The organism is Sorangium sp. So ce363 (assembly GCF_051520435.1).
Classification (GTDB): Bacteria; Myxococcota_A; Polyangia; order Polyangiales; family Polyangiaceae; genus Sorangium; species Sorangium cellulosum_B.
The window spans coordinates 11,360,514-11,378,603 of the sequence record NZ_CP150333.1 but is presented as its reverse complement, the minus strand read 5'-3'; the positions used below and the strand labels follow the sequence as shown (position 1 = coordinate 11,378,603).

Annotated in this window: 12 protein-coding genes; 10 read left to right on the top strand and 2 right to left on the bottom strand. The window is 69.6% G+C overall.

Features of this window, described 5'->3' with window-relative positions; translation table 11 throughout:
• Positions 1-13 precede the first annotated feature (13 nt).
• From WMF12_RS42875 to WMF12_RS42830, 10 genes are all read left to right on the top strand, one after another.
• Complete coding sequence (locus WMF12_RS42875) at positions 14-1,411, top strand: hypothetical protein (protein ID WP_437854485.1); 1,398 nt, start codon at positions 14-16, stop codon at positions 1,409-1,411.
• A complete protein-coding gene (locus tag WMF12_RS42870) occupies positions 1,401-3,452 on the top strand; it encodes a phospholipase D family protein (protein WP_437854484.1) in 2,052 nt (683 codons plus the stop codon). Before WMF12_RS42875 ends, WMF12_RS42870 begins: the two co-directional genes overlap by 11 nt.
• Positions 3,452-5,875 (top strand): DEAD/DEAH box helicase, encoded by a 2,424-nt coding sequence (locus tag WMF12_RS42865; protein WP_437854483.1) that lies wholly within the window; start codon positions 3,452-3,454, stop codon positions 5,873-5,875. The genes WMF12_RS42870 and WMF12_RS42865 overlap by 1 nt, the downstream gene beginning before the upstream one ends.
• Positions 5,876-6,331: 456 nt before the next feature.
• Positions 6,332-7,198 carry a fumarylacetoacetate hydrolase family protein gene (locus WMF12_RS42860; protein WP_437854482.1) on the top strand — a complete coding sequence of 289 codons (867 nt, stop codon included), beginning with the start codon at positions 6,332-6,334 and terminating at the stop codon, positions 7,196-7,198.
• A gap of 11 nt (positions 7,199-7,209) precedes the next feature.
• Positions 7,210-8,715, top strand: a complete 1,506-nt coding sequence (locus WMF12_RS42855) for an aldehyde dehydrogenase (NADP(+)) (RefSeq protein ID WP_437854481.1) — start codon at positions 7,210-7,212, stop codon at positions 8,713-8,715.
• Complete coding sequence (locus WMF12_RS42850) at positions 8,712-10,661, top strand: YjhG/YagF family D-xylonate dehydratase (RefSeq protein ID WP_437854480.1); 1,950 nt, start codon at positions 8,712-8,714, stop codon at positions 10,659-10,661. The genes WMF12_RS42855 and WMF12_RS42850 overlap by 4 nt, the downstream gene beginning before the upstream one ends.
• A gap of 443 nt (positions 10,662-11,104) precedes the next feature.
• Positions 11,105-12,355 (top strand): sugar ABC transporter substrate-binding protein, encoded by a 1,251-nt coding sequence (locus WMF12_RS42845; RefSeq protein WP_437854479.1) that lies wholly within the window; start codon positions 11,105-11,107, stop codon positions 12,353-12,355.
• A gap of 81 nt (positions 12,356-12,436) precedes the next feature.
• Positions 12,437-14,005: a sugar ABC transporter ATP-binding protein gene (locus WMF12_RS42840; RefSeq protein WP_437854477.1), complete on the top strand. Its 1,569-nt coding sequence runs from the start codon at positions 12,437-12,439 to the stop codon at positions 14,003-14,005.
• Positions 14,002-15,057: an ABC transporter permease gene (locus WMF12_RS42835; RefSeq protein ID WP_437854476.1), complete on the top strand. Its 1,056-nt coding sequence runs from the start codon at positions 14,002-14,004 to the stop codon at positions 15,055-15,057. Before WMF12_RS42840 ends, WMF12_RS42835 begins: the two co-directional genes overlap by 4 nt.
• A gap of 5 nt (positions 15,058-15,062) precedes the next feature.
• Positions 15,063-16,031, top strand: a complete 969-nt coding sequence (locus tag WMF12_RS42830) for an ABC transporter permease (protein WP_437854475.1) — start codon at positions 15,063-15,065, stop codon at positions 16,029-16,031.
• Positions 16,032-16,252: 221 nt separating this feature from the next.
• On the opposite strand, the gene WMF12_RS42825 is transcribed toward WMF12_RS42830, so the two are convergent.
• Both WMF12_RS42825 and WMF12_RS42820 read right to left on the bottom strand, forming a co-directional pair.
• Positions 16,253-17,173, bottom strand: coding sequence for an SMP-30/gluconolactonase/LRE family protein (locus WMF12_RS42825; RefSeq protein ID WP_437854474.1), 921 nt, complete (start codon positions 17,171-17,173; stop codon positions 16,253-16,255).
• Between the two features lie 12 nt (positions 17,174-17,185).
• Positions 17,186-18,085 carry a M20/M25/M40 family metallo-hydrolase gene (locus tag WMF12_RS42820; protein WP_437854473.1) on the bottom strand — a complete coding sequence of 300 codons (900 nt, stop codon included), beginning with the start codon at positions 18,083-18,085 and terminating at the stop codon, positions 17,186-17,188.
• Between the last annotated feature and the right edge of the window lie 5 nt (positions 18,086-18,090).

The window sequence follows — 18,090 nt, the reverse complement described above, 5'->3', positions numbered from 1 at the left end:
GCAAGCGCACGCCATGGCGCAAGCCGATCGGCTCTTGCCGGGTCTCAACGTCTTCACCTCGCGGGCCCGCTACTACACCTTCCTCTGCTGGGCTCTCTCTCGCGCGCAGGCCGATGCGCCGCCGCGCACGCACCTCGAGCGCGCGCTCCGCTTGGAGCGCCTCCTCGTCCTCTGCGAGGCTCTGCAGCACGAGGACGATCCTCTCGCGTGCGCCTACATCGGCCGTCGGCGCGGTCGCCGCTTCGTGTCCGAGCGAAGAGGCGCAGGGCTGTGGGAGCTGCCGACGCGCGTCCTCAAGAACCAGGTATCGAACGGCGCGCTGCGCCTCTACCGCACCTCGCTCGCGAGCCTGGGCCTCATCGAGGAGGACGACCTCGATGAGGGCCTAGGCCTGCGCCTCACCGATCGCGGACAGCAGCTCGCGAACCAGCTCGAGAAGGTGATCGACGAAGGCGTCGTGGGCTGGGCGCTCGAGGGCGGCACGCAGCAACAGAAGCGGCGCAGCACCCTCCTCGAGGCTGGCGCGCGCATGTGCCTGAGCAGCCGCATGGGCGCCTACGAGCGGCGCTACCTCGTCGCGGCGCTCCTCGGCGCCGACGGCGACGGCATCGAGCGCCGCGAGACGGTGCAGGTCCTGTTCGAGCACAAATTGCTCGGCTTCGCGTCCGTGGGCAGCGACTCGACCGACAACGACGCGGACCTCATCACCGACGATGGCGGCAGGCCCGCGGAGGAGGCCGCCCTCTTCGAGACGCGAACGAACTGGAGCGTCCTCCGGCCTGCGCTGGCGCTCCCTCCCACGAACCGCCTTCAGTCCGTCCAGATCGCCGGCGCCTACCAGCTCGCCGCCCTCGGCCTCAATGCGCTCTTCGCCTCTGCGCTCGAGCCGACCGCGGAGCAGGGCCGTTGTCCCCTTGCGACCTGGCGCGAGCGCATCGCCGAGCGCGCGGGCATCGATTTCGAGGCCGCGTCCGCGGCCGCCTGGGCAGGGCACCGCTCGCCCACGGAGGTGGCCCAGGATCTGCTCGACGAGACCCGTCGGCCCTGGCCCGAGATCGGCGCGCTCGCCATCGAGCTCCTCCTCCGCCTCGGCCTCGACGAGCGTTACGCGCGCTGGCTCGGCGACGACCCAACCCCGATCGTCGAGCGCCTGCTCCTGTGGACCCGTGACGCGGCCATCGAGCGTGCGGGGGAGCTTGCGGCGCGGCTCCTGCCGGATCTCGTCGAGCATCACCGCGATGTCTCGGCCAAGAAGGGCAAGGGCGAATGGCTCTTCCTCGACGGCGAGGAGCTCGTGAAGCACGACCCGCGCCCGCTGCGCCCGCTCCTGCACTCGCTCCGCTTCGCGCAGCTCTCGCAGCTGGCAGCCGATCTCAACCTGCACCCGAAGGACGTGGCCGATGAAGCGTGAGACCCGCCTCTTCGACGAGCTCGATCGGTTCGCCGGCGGCGGCGAGATCACGCACGCGCTCGGTCTGTCGTTCGGGTACGACGGCGACCTCGCGAACGAGCGCCTCTGGAAGCCGCTCGTCGAGAAATATGGGCTGCGGCATCCGCTCGTGATCGCAGACGGGGTGGTGGACGCGGGGACCGCGCTCGGTGTCCACGTGCTGCGGGCGAGGCGCCCGAGTGGCGTCTTCCATTCCAAACTCTTCCTCGCGGTCCGGGACGGCGCGGTCTTCGCCGCCATCGGCAGCGCCAACCTCACGCGGGGCGGGCTCGGCGCGAACCTCGAGCTCCTCACGCCGCTCGTGTTCGCGCCCGACGCAGAGCGGTCACCTCCTCGATCGGTCCTCGAGGAGATTCTGGCGTTCGTCCGACGCGTGGCCGGCAACCTGCACGTCGCTGAGGACTCCATCGAGCGGGTCCTCGACGTCGTGGACCAAGCGACGCTCGTGCTCGATGATCTGCCAGCGCCGCGGCGCGGCCTGGATCTGCGGTTCTTTCATTCCTACGAGGTGCCGATCTGGGAGCAGCTCCGCGATCTGCATGGCGACGATCCGGTGCAGCATCTCCTCGTCGTGAGCCCGTTCCTGGAGGCCGACAAACCGGAGGCGGAGGGGGCCGACTCGCTCCTGCGCCATGCGCTCGGGGAGGGCCTCCCGTGGGCGCCGCGGGCGAAAACGCCGCGCCTCTCGCTCTGCACCGACGCCATCGACCCGAACAAGCCCATGCCGCTGCCTCGCCTGGCCCTCGAGGAGCTCGCGGCCGCCGTGGAGATCCGGGCGCAGGCGCTCAGCGCCGAGCCGCGGCGACTCCACGGAAAGCTCGTGGCCATCTTCGGCAAGAAGCGCACGACGGTGCTCTGGGGCTCGCCCAACTTCACACCCTCGGCGCTCCTGCGGGCGGCGCGAGATCGCGGAAATGCCGAGTGCGCGCTGGCGCTCTCCATGCCTGCCAGCTCGGCGGATACCGCGGACGTGCTCGAGGAGTTCGACCTCGGCGATCTCTTTCACGTCTACCGCGGCCCGTTGCCCCTCGCGCTCATCCCCGCCCCGCCCCCGCCATTGATCTTCGATGTCGGCGAGGCGCTCTATGATCCGAAGACGCGCGTCCTCGTGGTCTGTGGCGAGGCCTGGAGCCCGAGCGTGGATCGCATCCGCGTGCTGGCCGTGGAACAGCAGGGGACGCAGGTCCTCTTCGAGGGCGCGTTGCTCGGGGCGGGGAAATACGCCTTCGAGATCCAGGGGCCGCTGCTCGAGGAGGAGGACCCGGAGACCGGCAGGCGGAGGCTGCGGACGCTCGCGCTGCGGCTCGAGGCGCTCGACAGCGGCGGCGCCGTGCTGGATGCGCGCGAGGTGCGCCCGAACGTGCGGTTCGAGGACGCCCTCGCGTTGCGGGAAAACCTGCTCATCGAGACCGAGGCGATCGCCGCGGACGCCCTGCTCATGCCCACGGCCACACCAGAGCAGCGCGCCACGGCCATCGACGCGCAGATCGAAGCGTGGAAGGCCGCTCGACAGGGCGAGCAGAAGGGGCCGACACTGCACCAGGCGTCGCTCGATACGTTCTTCCGGAACGTCCGGCTGGGGCTGGACAAACAAGAGAATGGGCTCGTTGGGCGACGTTGCTCGCGCTTCGCGCTGCGCAGATGGTCGGGCGATCTAAGGCGCTCGTTGACCTCGGCCTGCGCAGGTTCCATCGATGGACTGCGCTGCGCGTACCTCGTGGCGCGCGTCGCCGAGCACGTGGCCCGTGTGCTCGACATGGTGCCACCATGCCATGAGGATCCGGCGCCGGCGTATGCCGCGATGGAGGCGGAAAAGCTCGCGGCAGCGCTCGAATCGGTATCTCTGGCGGGGGGCGTGCAGCAGGAGCTCCTCGACGAGGTGCGTGTTGCGCGGGACAGCGCCGCCGCGTTGCTGCGGCGGATCGCCGCCGGAGAGCAGGTGGCACCACCGAAGGGGAACGACGCGGAGAGGCCGAAGCGGCGCGCGCGGAGGAGTACGTGATGAGCGTGGATATCCACCAGCTCGCTGCCGGGATCGGGCTCGACCGGGAGCACCAGATGCGCGCGATGCGGGCCGCGCTGGAGGCGCTGCTCGTCCGGGGCCAGCGTGGGATCGTGCTGGCTGACGAGGTCGGGTGCGGCAAGACGTACGAGGCGCTCGGGATCACGGCCTTGCTCTGGCGGCATTTCCAGCGAACGAGCACGCCCATCCAGCGCGTGCTCGTCGTGGCCGAGCCGGCCCTGATGAACAAGTGGTTCGACGAGATCGAGAAGCCGGAGACCCAGGGGCGAGGGTTCCAGCAATACGTCGCCGGCGACGACTGGAAGCCCTTCCGGCAGATGCTGCGCGACGTCACCCAGATCGGCAAACGCTGGGAAGCTGACGAGATGCGGGGGGTGCGCGAGGCAGGGAGGTTCCAGGTCCCGCCGGGGCGGTTTTACCTGGTCAAGCCGCTCCTGCTCACCGGCGGCCGCGCCGGCGAGTCCTCGCCGATTGTGCGCTGGCTGCGCCGGACCGATTGGGACGTGGTGATTGCCGACGAGGCGCACCACTTCACCGGCCTGCACACCGAGCGAAGCCGCGTGTTCTTCCCCGAGCAGACTGCGGAGAGCCGCGAGCGAGGGCTCCTCGGCCGGTTCACGCTGGCGCTGACGGCGACCCCGTTCCAGCTCGCGACGAAGGAGATGCTCAATCTGCTCCGGATCGTGCGCGCGCCCGAGGAGGACATCGAGCGGACGCGGGACGGGTTGGAGCGCTACGAGAATGCCCTGGGGCAATTCTACGCGCGGCGGCGCCTGTCGCCCTCGGACGAGGCGCGCAGCCGGTGGGTGGAGCGCCTGTACGAGCTGCGCACGAAGGACGCGTCGGGCGGGCAGCACCCGGGCACGCCGGGCTTGCAGGAGCTCTTGCGTCGCTATCTCCTCCGCAACGTCAAGGACCTGAGCGAGCGCGACTACACGCTGACCGAGAAGAAGGATGGCGGCTACGAGCCGCGCCCCTTCGGCAAGCTCGACGATTTGCGTCCGCTCGTCGGGTCGAGCCCCCTCATCCCCCTCGAAGGCAATGACGCCTGGGTCTACCTGCACCTGCGCGATCTGCTCGTCGACGCCCAGCAGGCGGCGCAGGTGCGCCAGGGGGAAGATGCGCACGAGACGCCGTCTTTCGTCGCGGGGGATCTCCGGCAATGCCTGTCGAGCTACGAGCAGCTCGCGGCGAGCGCAATCCTCCAGAAGAACCTGCCCCGCGCGGAGAGGACCCGTGCGATGGTCAAGCGGTTGCAGGATTCGGGCCACGCGCACCCGAAGATCGCGGCCCTGTGCGCGGTGGTCGGAAGGATCCTCGATCGGGAGCTGGAAGCGCTCCTTGCGCGGCCCCAGGCAGGGCTCGGCAAGATCCTCGTCTTCAACACGCTGATCCACACCGCCGGCGCGCTCAAGCATGCGCTCGACAAGGCGGTGGAGGCGCGGATCGATCCGTTCGTCGAAGAGCAGGTGAAGGCCGCCGGCTGGGCCAGCCTGGACGACGCGCGGGTGATGATCCGCGCGGCGCTGGAAGAGGAGCGTGAGGCCGTCAAGGCGCAGCTCGGCGGGAGGTTCGACCGCCGGTTCCTCGTGGTCACGCGGGAGCTGCTCGAGGGCACGGGGCTCGAAATGAAGGCCGACGAGGGTGAGATCGTCGACATCATGTTCAACCGGGCGGAGAACCACTGCACGCAGCCGCTCTTCTTGCTTCGGCTCGCCCTGTGGTTCAGGGCGAGGGGGGAACAGCCGGATCCCTTCGAGGTGCAGACGTTCCTCATGCAGCGCGTCGGGCACAGGTTGCGTAAATCGCTCGAGACGATCGTCGATGATTACCTCGACGACACACCCAAGCAGGGCGACGCGTTCAGCGAGGAAAACCAGGACCGCGCGCGCCGCGAGATCCGCCGGCTCGCGCACGTGCTTTCACACCCTGGATACGTGGCTCGCTTCGACGGCGCGCAACGCGACGAGGACCGCGAGATGCGTCGGGAAAATTTCAACCGTCCCTATGCTCCGCTCGTCCTGCTCACGAGCCGCGTGGGCGAGGAGGGCATCGATCTGCAGCAGCATACCCGCTACCTGCTGCACTACGATGTCGAGTGGAACCCGGCCAAGATGGAGCAGCGCGAGGGGCGGGTCGACCGGGAAGGCCGCAAGACGCGAGGGCCGGTCAAGGTGCAGTTTTTCCTGCTGAAGGATACGTACGAGGAGCGAATCTTTCACACGGTGATGCAGCGGGATGCATGGTTCCAGGTCCTCATCGGCTCGAAGCGCAAGGAGCTCGCCCGCGGGGTCGAGGACGACGAGCCGGAGGCCACTGCCGGCATCGACACCGGGACCGAGGAGCAGGGGCGGCTCACGGCCGAGGAGAGAACGAAGGTGATGATCGATCTGCGGCCGTGAAGCCGACGTCAACGGGCGTGACGTGCGGATCTCGCCACAACCGGGCATCGAGCGGTTCATGCCCGACTTCGAGTCAGCATTCCCTCCAGAGATCGCCGCTGCGCGGCGTTCAGCCGGATCCCAGGCCGTCGGAGCCGGAGCTGGGCCTCCGCCTCGCTCGCGTTCGCGGCGAGCCCCCGGTTCAACAGCAGGGCTGCCGCGATCGTCGCCGAGCGACCATGGCCGGACGGCGCGAACGGCAGGCAGGCCCACCACGCCAGCGCGCCGTCGACCCGCTTTCCTGGCAGGGCGGGCTGCCGCGCCAGGTAGGCAGCGCCGACGAGGGCGAAGCTCAGCGCCGGCCAGAGAAGTGTTGACGCGATTCCAGGATTGCATCGAGAGTGCGTGGGTGGACGCGCAGCGCGGCGCGGCCCTGGCATCGCGATCGACAGGGCGACCCTGTAGGAAGGTGCGGACATGAAGCTGTTTCGGTTTGCGAGCGGTGGCGGTCCTCGGCTCGGGCTCGAGGACGAGCGGGGAGCGCGCCACGACCTCACGGCGGCATCCCCGGAGGCGTTCGCGTCCGTCGCCTCGTGGCTCGCCTTGCCGGATCCCCTCGGCGCGGTGCGCGACGCGCGCGCGCGCGCCGCGGCCCACCCCCTCCCGCCCGACGTCCCGCTGCTCGCCCCGATCGACGGGCAGGAAGTCTGGGCGGCGGGCGTCACCTACGAGCGCTCGCGCGCCGCGCGCAAAGAGGAGAGCGCCGGCGGCGGCGACTTCTACGACCGCGTGTACGAGGCCGAGCGCCCCGAGCTGTTCTTCAAGGCGACGCCCCGCCTTGTCGTCGGCCCGGGCGCGCCGGTGCGCGTCCGGCGCGACTCGATCTGGAACGTGCCCGAGCCGGAGCTCTCGCTCGTCGTCTCCGCGGCGGGCCGCATCGTCGGCTACACGGCCGGCAACGACGTCTCGTCGCGGTCCATCGAGGGCGACAACCCCCTCTACCTGCCGCAGGCGAAGGTCTACGACGGCTGCTGCGCGCTCGGCCCCGCCATCGCGCTCGCGGACGAGCCCGGGCTGGACCTGCGCGCGCTCTCCATCGAGCTCGCGATCCGGCGCCGGGGCGAGGCGGTGTTCGCGGGGAAGACCTCGACCGCGAGCATGCGGCGCTCGCCCGAGGAGCTCGTCGCCTACCTCACGCGCGAGCTGAGCTTCCCGGCGGGCGTCGTCCTCATGACCGGGACCGGCATCGTCCCGCCAGACTCGTTCACCCTGGAGCCCGGCGATCTCGTGGAGATCACGATCCACGGCGTCGGCACGCTGGCGAACCCCGTATCTCCACGTTGACAAGGCGCCCCATGGAATTCCTCGCCCACAACGCCGCCACCGGCGAAACGCTCGGCGCCTACCGTGACGCCACCGCCGACGAGATCGACGCCGCCGCCCGCGCCGCCGTGGCTGCGGCGCCGGCCCTCGCCGGCCTCGCGCCGGAGATGCGCGCCCGGCTCCTGGAGACCGCCGCCGACGAGATCATGGCGCTCGGCGACCCCCTGATCCAGACCGCGCACCGGGAAACCGGGCTGCCCATCGCCCGCCTCGAAGGCGAACGCGCCCGCACCACCGGCCAGCTGCGCCTCTTCGCCGCCGTCGCGCGCGAGGGCTCCTGGGTCGATGCCCGGATCGATCCCGCGCTGCCGGACCGCAAGCCGCTCCCGCGCCCCGACGTGCGCCGCATGCTGCGGCCGCTCGGTCCGGTCGCCGTCTTCGGCGCGAGCAATTTCCCCCTCGCGTTCTCCGTGGCCGGCGGCGACACCGCCTCCGCCCTCGCCGCGGGCAACCCGGTCGTGGTCAAGGCCCACCCGGCGCACCCCGGTACCTCCGAGCTCGCGGCCTCGGCCCTGCGCTCCGCCGTGCAGAAGGCGGGCCTGCCCGCGGGCGTGTTCGGCATGGTGCACGGCGCCTCGCCCGAGGTCTCGCTCGCGCTGGTGCGCCACGAGGCCATCCAGGCGGTGGGCTTCACCGGGTCCACCCGCGCGGGCCGCGCCCTCTGGGACGCCGCCGCCGCCCGGCCGCGGCCCATCCCCGTCTTTGCCGAGATGAGCAGCATCAACCCGCTGGTCGTGCTGCCCGGCGCGCTGCGCGAGCGCCGCGACGCGATCGCCGAAGGGCTGATCAACTCGTGCACGCTCGGCGTCGGCCAGTTCTGCACCAAGCCCGGCCTTGTCCTGGGGCTGGCCTCCCCCGAATGGGATGCGTTCGCGCGGTCGGTCGCCGACCGGGCCCGCGCCATCACGCCGGGTGTGATGCTGCACGCCGGTATCCAGGCGTCGTTCGACCGCTCCGTGCGGGAGCTGAGAGGCGTGGAGTGGCTGACCGACGCCGGCGCGCGCGTCGCTCGCGTCTCCGCCGCCGACTTCGCGCGGGAGCCGCACCTCGCGCACGAGATCTTCGGACCGTACACGCTGCTCGTCACCGCTTCGGACCGCGGAGAGCTGCTCCAGCTCCTCGGCGCGCTCGACGGCCAGCTCACCGCCACGCTTCACGGGACCGCCGGCGACCTCGCCGCCGCCCAGGACCTCGTCGATGTCCTCGGCCGGGTCGCGGGCCGCCTCGTCTTCGATGGCTACCCGACCGGCGTGGAGGTGTCGCACGCCATGCACCACGGCGGGCCGTATCCAGCGAGCAGCGACGCGCGCTTCACGTCGGTTGGAACCGCGGCCATCCTCCGCTTCGCGCGCCCCGTTTGCTACCAGTCGTGCCCGCCCGCGCTGCTCCCGCTGGAGCTGCGCGACGAGAATCCGCTCGGAATATCGCGTCTCGTCGACGGCCGGGCCACCCGCGACCCCATCGCACCCCGCGCATGAGCCACGACCCGGTATTCGAGTCCGGCAGCGAGGCGATCTACACCCTGCGCACGACCGCGCCCGGACCGTCGGGGCGCCTCCCGCTCGGCGCCGAGCAGCTGCGCGCCATGTCCAGCGGCGAGCTGTTCGGCTGGACTCAGAATGCCGGGATGGGGTGGGATCCTGCGCGCCTGAACGGGAAGCAGTTCCTCGTGCTCAGCACGCAGGGGGGGATCCGCGCGCCCGACGGCACGCCGATCGCGCTCGGGTACCACACCGGGCACTGGGAGGTGGGGCTGCTCATGGAGGAGGCAGCCCGCACGTTCACGGCCGGCGGGGCCATCCCGTTCGCCGGCTATGTCAGCGATCCGTGCGACGGGCGGACCAACGGCACCGTCGGCATGCTCGACAGCCTCGCTTACCGCAACGACGCCGCCATCGTCTTTCGGCGACTGATACGCTCGCTGCCCACCCGCCGAGGCGTGCTCGGCGTCGCCACCTGCGACAAGGGCCTGCCGGCCATGCTGATGGCGCTCGCCGGCACCCTCGATCTCCCCACGGTGCTCGTGCCGGGAGGCGTCACGCTCCTCGCGGAGGAGGCCGAGGACACCGCCAAGGTCCAGACGCTCGCGGCGCGTTATGCGCGCGGGGAGGTGAGCCTCGACTACGCCGCCGAGATGGGCTGCCGCGCCTGCGGTTCCCCCGGCGGCGGCTGCCAGTTCATGGGCACGGCCGCGACGAGCCAGGTGGTGGCGGAGGCGCTCGGCCTCGCCCTCCCGCACGGCGCGCTCAGCCCGTCGGGCGCCGAGATCTGGCGCGACCTCGCCCGCCGCTCCGCGCACGCGCTCATGGCCCTCGAGCGACGTGGAGCGACCACGCGGGACATCGTCACCGACGACTCGGTCCACAACGCCATGGTGCTGCATGCCGCCGTCGGCGGGTCGACCAACCTGGTGCTCCATGTGCCGGCGATCGCCCACGCGGCCGGGCTTCGGCGCCCCACGGTGGACGACTGGGCGCGCATCAACGCCCTCGTTCCGCGGCTCGTGGACGTGCTGCCCAACGGGCCGAAACACCACGCCACGGTTCAGGTCTTCCTCGCGGGAGGCGTCCCGGAGGTCATGCTCCATCTGCGCGAGCTCGGCCTGCTGCGGCTCGGCGCGCGCACCGTCAGCGGCCGGACCCTGGGCGAGAACCTCGAGTGGTGGGAGCGCAGCGAGCGGCGCCGGCGCCTGCGCGACAAGCTACGGCAGCTGGACGGCATCGATCCGGACGACGTGATCATGTCCGCCGGGGAGGCACGCGAGCGCGGCCTCACCAGCACGGTGACCTTCCTGCGCGGCGACCTCGCGCCCGAGGGAGCGCTCGTGAAGAGCACCGCGATCGCTCCCCAGGTGATCGGACCGGACGGCGTTTATCTGCACGAAGGGCCTGCGCGCGTGTTCGGCAGCGAGGACGCGGCGATCGAGGCGATCAAGACGGGCGCCGTGCAACCGGGTGACGTGATGGTGCTGATCGGCATCGGCCCCGGTATCGGGATGCCGGAGACGTACCAGATCACCTCTGCCCTCAAGCACGTGAAGGAGGGGCATCGTATCGCCCTGGTCACGGACGGTCGTTTCTCCGGCGTGTCCACCGGGGCGTGCATCGGCCACGTCAGCCCGGAGGCGTGGGCGGGTGGACCCATCGGCCGCGTGCGCGACGGCGACCGCATCAGGCTGCGGATCGACACGCGCAAGCTGGAGGGGACGGTGGACGTCGTGGGTGTGGACGCAGGCGGTCTTGCCGCCCGCTCGCCCAATCCAGCCCTTCAACCCGACGGCCGAGTGAACGCGGATACGCGGTTGTGGGCTGCGCTTCAGGATGCCAGCGGCGGCAGCTGGGGTGGTTGCGTCTATGACGCGGAACGCATCATAGGGCTCCTCGGTCACGCCATCGCCGCTGAGCGGAGCTCCTCTGGCACATAAGCTTTTGATATAGCGCCATTTTTCCAGGAGAAAGGCGATTCGCGTGAAGTTTCATCATTCAGCCAGCGCGTGCAGCGTGGCTGTACGAGATGGGAACGTTCACAACGAGGAACTTGACTTCCGGATCGCGTTTGGATTTCCTAGGCCACGAAACCAGAAGATCTCTCGTGGTAGGCCCCACGAGCGTCGCCGATCGCGTCATTGAATTTCGAGGGCGCTCGCGAAATCCGCGTGGTGCCCGGGAATGACGCGCGACACCGTCGCTCGCCAGACGCGAATCGTTTGTACCCCAGTGCTTTTGCCGTGAGCAATACGGCGGCACGCAGACATTGCCCTCGTGGTTCGTGAGGGCGAGAACGTGACGACGTGGGATGGGCCGTAGAGGTCTCTATCCGACCACGTCTCTTTGCTCGAAAGGTAGCGGCACGATGTCGATTGGCCAGTTGAAGTCACGTGGATCGGCGCGGCGCGCGGCGGCGGTGTTGAGCTGCGCGCTCGGGCTCTTGGGTCTGTCTGGTCTGTCTGGTCTGTCTGCTTGCAAAGACAAGCCCGACAGCGCTCCGGCCGCAGCAGGCTCCGCCAGCGCCGCGGCCGCGCAGGCGCCGAGCGTCGCGGCCGCGCAGGCGCCGAGCGGGCAAGGGCCCAAGGTCGTGCCAGGGCCCGGCTATAACCCCGAGTGCTTCGCGCCGTGGAAGCAGGACACCAAGTATCTGCAGTGGACGGCGCGAAAGCCGCCGTTCCGCCTCGCGCTCGTCAACGGCTACGTCGGGAACGCCTGGCGCATCCAGATGGTCAAGACGGCCAAGGCCTTCGCCAAGGATCCGGCCATCGCGCCGCTGATCAAGGAGTTCAAGGTGGTGTCGACCGGCACCGACGTCGCGGCCCAGCTCGGTGCGATCGAGGACTTCATCAACCAGGGCTTCGACGGCATCGTCACGCTCGCCGTCAGCCCCGACGGCTTCGATCGCGTGATCCGGCTCGCCGACAAGAAGGACGTCGTCCTGGTTCCGTTCGACAACGTGCTCGACACGGACAAGGTGATGCAGGTCAACGAGGACCAGCTGGCGATGGGGCGCCAGTGGGGCGAGTTCCTCGACAAGCAGCTCGGCGGGAAGGGCAAGGTGCTCGAGGTCCGCGGCCTGCAGGGCAACTCCGTCGATCGCGACCGCCACCTCGGCTTCCGCCAGGTCATGGAAGCGCCGGGGAAGAGCTACACCATCGTGGAGGTGGTGGGCAGCTGGGACGACGGCAAGGCGCAGAAGGCGGTGGCCGACGCGCTGGCCGTGCACCGCCAGTTCGACGCGCTCTTCGCGCAGGGCGGCTCGACGGGCGCCGTCCGCGCGCTGCTCGACGCCGGACACAAGCCGATCCCGGTCGCCACGGAGGCCGAGAACGGCGTGCGCAAGCTGATCGCGAAGCACCACGAACAGGGCATGAAGGGCCTGTCGCTCGGCCAGTCGCCGGGGCTCGCGGCCATCGCGATGAAGGCGGCGCTCGAGGGCCTGCAAGGCAAGGTGCTGCCGCAGATGATCTCCGTGCCGATCCCCGCCGCCGATCACACAACGCTGAAGGACGGCGAGAGCTTCTTCTCCCAGCTCTCCGACAACTTCTTCACGCCCAACGAGTTCCCGCCCTGCGGGGTCAACATCTCGGGCGTGAAGATCATGAACGAGTCGGAATCCGACGTGAAGTAGACGTGAAGCAGACGTGAAACGTGAAGTAGACGTGAAACGTGAAGTAGACGTGAAGTAGCGCCCCGCGGGCGCCCCAGCATCATGACCGAACCGGTGAGCCCTCCGCTTCTCGAGCTCCGGGCCGTCTCCAAGCACTATGGCGGAGTCACCGCCCTCAGCGGCGTCGACTTCGCCTGCGAGCCGGGGAAGGTGCACGCCATCCTCGGCGAGAACGGCGCGGGCAAGAGCACCCTGATCAAGATCATCGGCGGCGTGGTCAAGCCGAGCGCCGGGGAGCTCTTGCTCCACGGCAAGCCGGTCCGGTTCGACCACCCGATCGAGGCGAACGCCGCCGGCATCGTCTGCGTCTTTCAGGAGCTGTCCCTGATGCCGACGCTGACCGTGGCCGAGAACATCGGCATCACCATGCCGACGAGCCGCCTGGGGCTCTTCGATCGCAAGGCGCAGGTCCGCAGGGCCGAGGAGCTCCTGGCGCGCGTCGGCTGCGAGGGCGTGAACCCGAACGCCTGGGTGAGCGACCTGCCGCTCTCGCGCCGCCAGATGGTCGAGATCGCGAAGGCGCTCGGCAAGAACCCGCGGCTGCTGATCCTGGACGAGGCCACCTCCGCGCTGACCAACACCGACGTCAAGAAGGTCTACGAGCTCCTGGCCGAGCTCAAGGCTCAGGGCGTCGGCATGCTCTACATCTCGCACCGCATGCACGAGATCAAGGAGCTCGCGGACGTGATGTCGGTCTTCCGCAACGGTCGGCACATCGAGACCTTCGCCAAGGGCCAGCGCAGCGACGACCAGATCGTGGAGCTCATGATCGGCCGCGACATGGGTCACGTCTTCCCGCCGAAGCCGGCGGCCCGCAGCTTCCCGGCGACGCTGCTCGAGGTGAGCGGCCTGAGCTGGGAGCGGCAGCTCGAGGACGTGTCGTTCAAGCTCGGCAAGGGCGAGATCCTCGGCATCGGCGGGCTCGACGGCCAGGGCCAGCGCGAGCTGTTGCTCGGCTTGTTCGGTGTGCTCAGGGATGTGCGCGGCGAGATCAAGATCGACGGCAAGCCGGTCAAGCTGACGAGCCCGCGCCAGGCCAAGGGCCGCGCGCACGGCATCGCCCTCGTGCCCGAAGACAGGAAGACCGAAGGCCTGATGTTGCCGATGTCCATCGCCACGAACCTGTCGCTGGCGTCGCTCGACAAGTTCACGCGCGGCCTGGTGCTCGACCGCCGGCGCGAGGCGGCGCGCATCGACGAGATGGTGCGCCGCATCCAGATCAAGATCGGCTCGCTCGATCACCCGGTCTCGTCGCTGTCCGGGGGCAACCAGCAGAAGGTCGTGCTGGCCAAGTGGCTGATGACGGAGCCGCGGCTGCTGATGCTCAACGATCCCACCCGCGGCATCGACGTCGGCACGAAGCAGGAGATCTACCAGCTGCTCCGCGAGCTGGCGGACGCCGGCACGTCCATCCTCTTCTACAGCACGGACTACGACGAGCTGATCGGCTGCTGTGACCGCGTGCTCGTCCTTTACCGGAACCGCGTGCAGGGCGAGCTCGTGGGGCCCGACATCACCGAAAAGAACATCCTGGACCTGGCCCTCGGTCTGCGCGGCGGGCCTGATCGCGCGAAGCGCGAAGACGAACGCGCGCCATCGGAGGCACGATGAACGACTGGAAGCTCCGCCTGCGCCAGAACCAGGGCCTGCTCGTGGCCGTCGGTCTGTGCATCTTGTTCTACGGGCTCTACTCGCTGTCCCATCCCAAGGGCTTCAGCGCGCCGCTGCTGGGGCAGAACGCCAACGAGTCGTTCGTGCTGGTGGCGGCGGCCATGGCCCAGACGATCCCCGTGCTGACCGGCGGCCTGGATCTGTCCGTGGGCGCGGTGATCACGCTCGTCAACTGCGTGGCCTCGCACGTCCTCGCCGGCAGCGCGCTCACGATGTTCCTGGGCATCCTGCTGTGCCTGGCCGTTGGCATGGCGGCGGGCCTGCTCAACGGCTGCCTCGTGGTCTATGGCCGTCTGCAACCGATCATCGCCACCCTGGCCTCGGGCACGATCTTCCTCGGCGTCGCGCTGTTCCTGAGGCCGACGCCCGGCGGCCAGGTCGACGGCGATCTGGCGTTCGCGGCCACCTTCGATCTCAACGAGCTGCTGCAGGTCGCGGGCGCCGCCCCCCTCGAGGGCGCGCTCGGCTTCGTCGGCAAGATCCCGTCGCCCGCGATCTGGATGGCGCTGCTCGCGCTGCTCTGGGCCTACTACCGCCGCACCCGCTACGGCCTCGGCGCTTACGCCGTCGGCGCGTCGCAGGAGGCGGCGTACATGTCGGGCGTCCGCATCAAGCGCGTCAAGCTGGCCGCGTACACGCTGTCGGGGTTCTTCGCCAGCGTCGGCGGCCTCTACCTCGCGCTGCAGACGACGTCGGGCAACGCCGACATCCCACAAGCCGGCTCCTACACGCTGAACTCCATCGCCAGCGTCGTGATCGGGGGCACCTCGCTGTACGGAGGGATCGGCGGCGCCATCGGATCGCTCTTCGGCGCGCTGGTGCTCCGCTCCGTCGCCTTCAACTTCCGCGTCTTCGACGAGGGCTCGGCGCTGGGCCTCCTCGCCAACCCGCTCTACCAGCCGCTGTTCGAGGGCCTCATCCTGCTCGCGGCCGTCTGCCTCGGCGCGCTCTGGGTCATCCGCGTCAAGAACCGGCTGCACGTCTTCAGGTGAGCTCGATGCAACAGCCCCTCTCCCTCAAGAGCCGACTCGGCGAGATCGACAAGCCGACCTGGTACGCGCTGCTGTCGATCGGCGTCGTGCTCGTGACCGGCTCGATCGGCACGCTGGTCACCCAGGGCACGCTGAGCTTCCTGAGCCCGTACTACATCCTGCAACAGCTGCAGATCGCGGCCTTCCTGGGCGTGGCCGCCACGGGCATGATGATCGTGATCCTGCTCGGTCACATCGATCTCTCGCTGCCGTGGGTGCTCACCTCGAGCGCCATGCTGGCCGCAGGGATCGGCGGCTGGGCCGCGTTGCCCTGCGGCCTGGCCGTCGGCGCCGCCGCGGGTCTCTTGAACGGGCTCGGCGTCGCCTACCTGCGCGTGCCCTCGATGATCTTCACGCTGGGCACGAACACCGTGCTTCAGGGGCTGATGGTGCTCTACACCGGCGGCTTCGCTCCGCGCAGCGAGGCACCGGAGTGGATGGAGGTCCTGGCCGTGGGCAAGACGCTCTCCATCCCGAACTCGCTGTTCGTCTGGATCTTGGTCGGTGGCGTCGGCACCTTCGTGCTGAAGAGGACCGCGCTCGGTCGCTACATCTATGCCGTGGGCAACCAGGAGCAGGCCGTCTACCTGTCGGGCGTCAGAACGCACCTGGTGCTGATCGGCGCCTTCGTGATGTGCGGCGTGTGCTCCGCCATGACCGGTATGCTGCTGGCCGGTTTCTCGCACAAGGCCTACCAGGCCATGGGCAACGACTACCTCATGCCGGCCATCGCCGCGGTGGTGATCGGCGGAACCAACATCATGGGCGGGCGCGGGACGTACCTCGGCACCGTCCTTGGCACCATCCTGATCGTGCTGCTCCAGAGCATGCTCAGCGTGCTGCAGATGCCCGAGGCCGGCCGCCAGATCATCTATGGCGCCGTGATCATCGCCATGCTGCTGGTCTACGGCCGACAGCATCAGGAGGGACGCTGACCCGTTCCAGGCCGCGTCAAGCGGTGCAGGCGCCGGACCGCGGTCATCGCTGCTAGCTAGAGCGACAAACGGGTTGAAACCACGAGAGAAAGCAGGAATTTCACAGGGAGGCGGGGAGGCGGGGAGCGAGAGACGGGAAGAGCGAGAGATTCATTTTTTTCTTCCTCCCCGCCTCCCCGCCTCCCTGTGAAAATTCTCCGGGTTTCAACGTGATCGGTATTCTAGCGCCCGGCGCCGCGGGTGTTCAGGTAGACGGCGTAGAGCGAGGTCGTGCCGCAGATGAACAGGCGGTTGCGCTTGGCGCCGCCGAAGCAGACGTTGGACACCGTCTCGGGGATCAGCACCTTCCCGAGGAGCGCGCCGTCGCTCGCGTGACAGTGCACGCCGTCGCCGGCCGACAGCCACAGGTTGCCGTGCACGTCGACGCGGAAGCCGTCGTACACGCCCACCGGGCAGATCGCGAACACCTCGCCGCCGGTCAGCGTGCCCTTCGCGTCGACGCGAAACTTGCGCACGTGGTGCGGGCCGCCCTTCACGTGCGTCGCGCCGGTGTCGGCGATGTACAGCAGCGACTCGTCCGGCGAGAAGGCGAGGCCGTTGGGCTGCACGAAGTCGTCCGCGGCGACCGTCAGCGCACCGGAGGCCGGGTCGAGGCGGTAGACGCGCTGCGCGCCCTGCTCGCTCGGCGACGCGTCGCCCTCGTAGTCGCTGTCGATGCCGTAGCTCGGGTCGCTGAACCAGACGCTGCCGTCGGACTTCACGACCACGTCGTTCGGCGAGTTCAGCCGCTTTCCCTCGAAGTGCGACGCGAGCACCGTGCGCGAGCCGTCGTGCTCGGTGCGCGAGACGCAGCGGCCGCGGTGCTCGCAGGACACGAGGCGGCCCTGCAGGTCGACCGTGTGGCCGTTGGTGTTCATCGCGGGCTGGCGGAACACCGAGACCGAGCCGTCGGTCTCATCCCAGCGCATCATGCGGTCGTTCGGGATGTCCGACCAGACGAGGTAGCGCCCCGCCGGGAACCACGCCGGCCCCTCCGCCCAGCGGCAGCCCGTGTACAGCTTCTCGACGTGCACGTGCGGCAGCGCGAGCTTGCGGAAGCGCGCGTCGATCACCTTGAAGCTCGGGGTCAGCTCGATGACCATGGGGTTCTCCTTCTAGCCGGTCCGGACTTGCCGCGTCACCGTCGCGAGGACGAGCTGCGTCACGCGGCGCATGAAGCCATAGTCGAGCGTCTCGGGGGTGTCCGTCGGGCGGTGGTAGTTCGGGTTGCGGAACTCCGCCGTGTCGGTCCAGAGCATGGCGGGGATCTTCGCCTTCCAGAACGGCGAGTGATCGCTCCGGTGGAGCACGGGGAGCCACTCTTCGAGGCCGAGGTAGACCTTGAGGCCCACGACCGGCAGCTCGGGCACCAGCGCCTCTGCCTGCTTCGCGGCGAGCTCCACGAGGTGGTTCGAGCGGTGGTTCGTGAGCAGCCCGATGAAGTCGCCGACGTCCGGCGCGCCGGGGACCGGGACCGGCATCCGCTGGGATCCCGGCTCGTGGCTCGCGTAGCCGACCATCTCCAGCACGTGCACGGCGGCGATCGGCGCTCCGCCCTGCGATCGATGGCGCGCCACGAACTCGACGCTGCCGAGCAGCCCGTCCTCCTCGCCGTTCCAGGCCACGAAGCCCACCGGCAGGGCCGGCTCGAAGCGCGAGAGCGCCCTCGCGCAGGCGAGCATCGCGGCGATCCCGCTCGCGTTGTCGTCGGCGCCGGGCGTGTCGGGCACGCTGTCGTAGTGCGCCCCGACGAGGATCATCGGGCGATCGACCGCGGCCCGAGGGATCGCGACCACGTTCGCGAGCTCGCCCTCGACCTCGACGGCATAGCCTTGCTCCTCGAGCGCACCTGCGACGTACTGCGCCGCGCGGCGGTTCTCCGCGCGCTGGCGGAACATGTGCCGCGGCCTCGCGAGCGCGACGATCGCGTCGAGCAGCTCCGCCTCGCTGACCGACGCGAGCGCATCGATGAGGCTGCCGTGATCGCCCATGGCCTTCGTGCGTCTCAGCTCCATCGCGG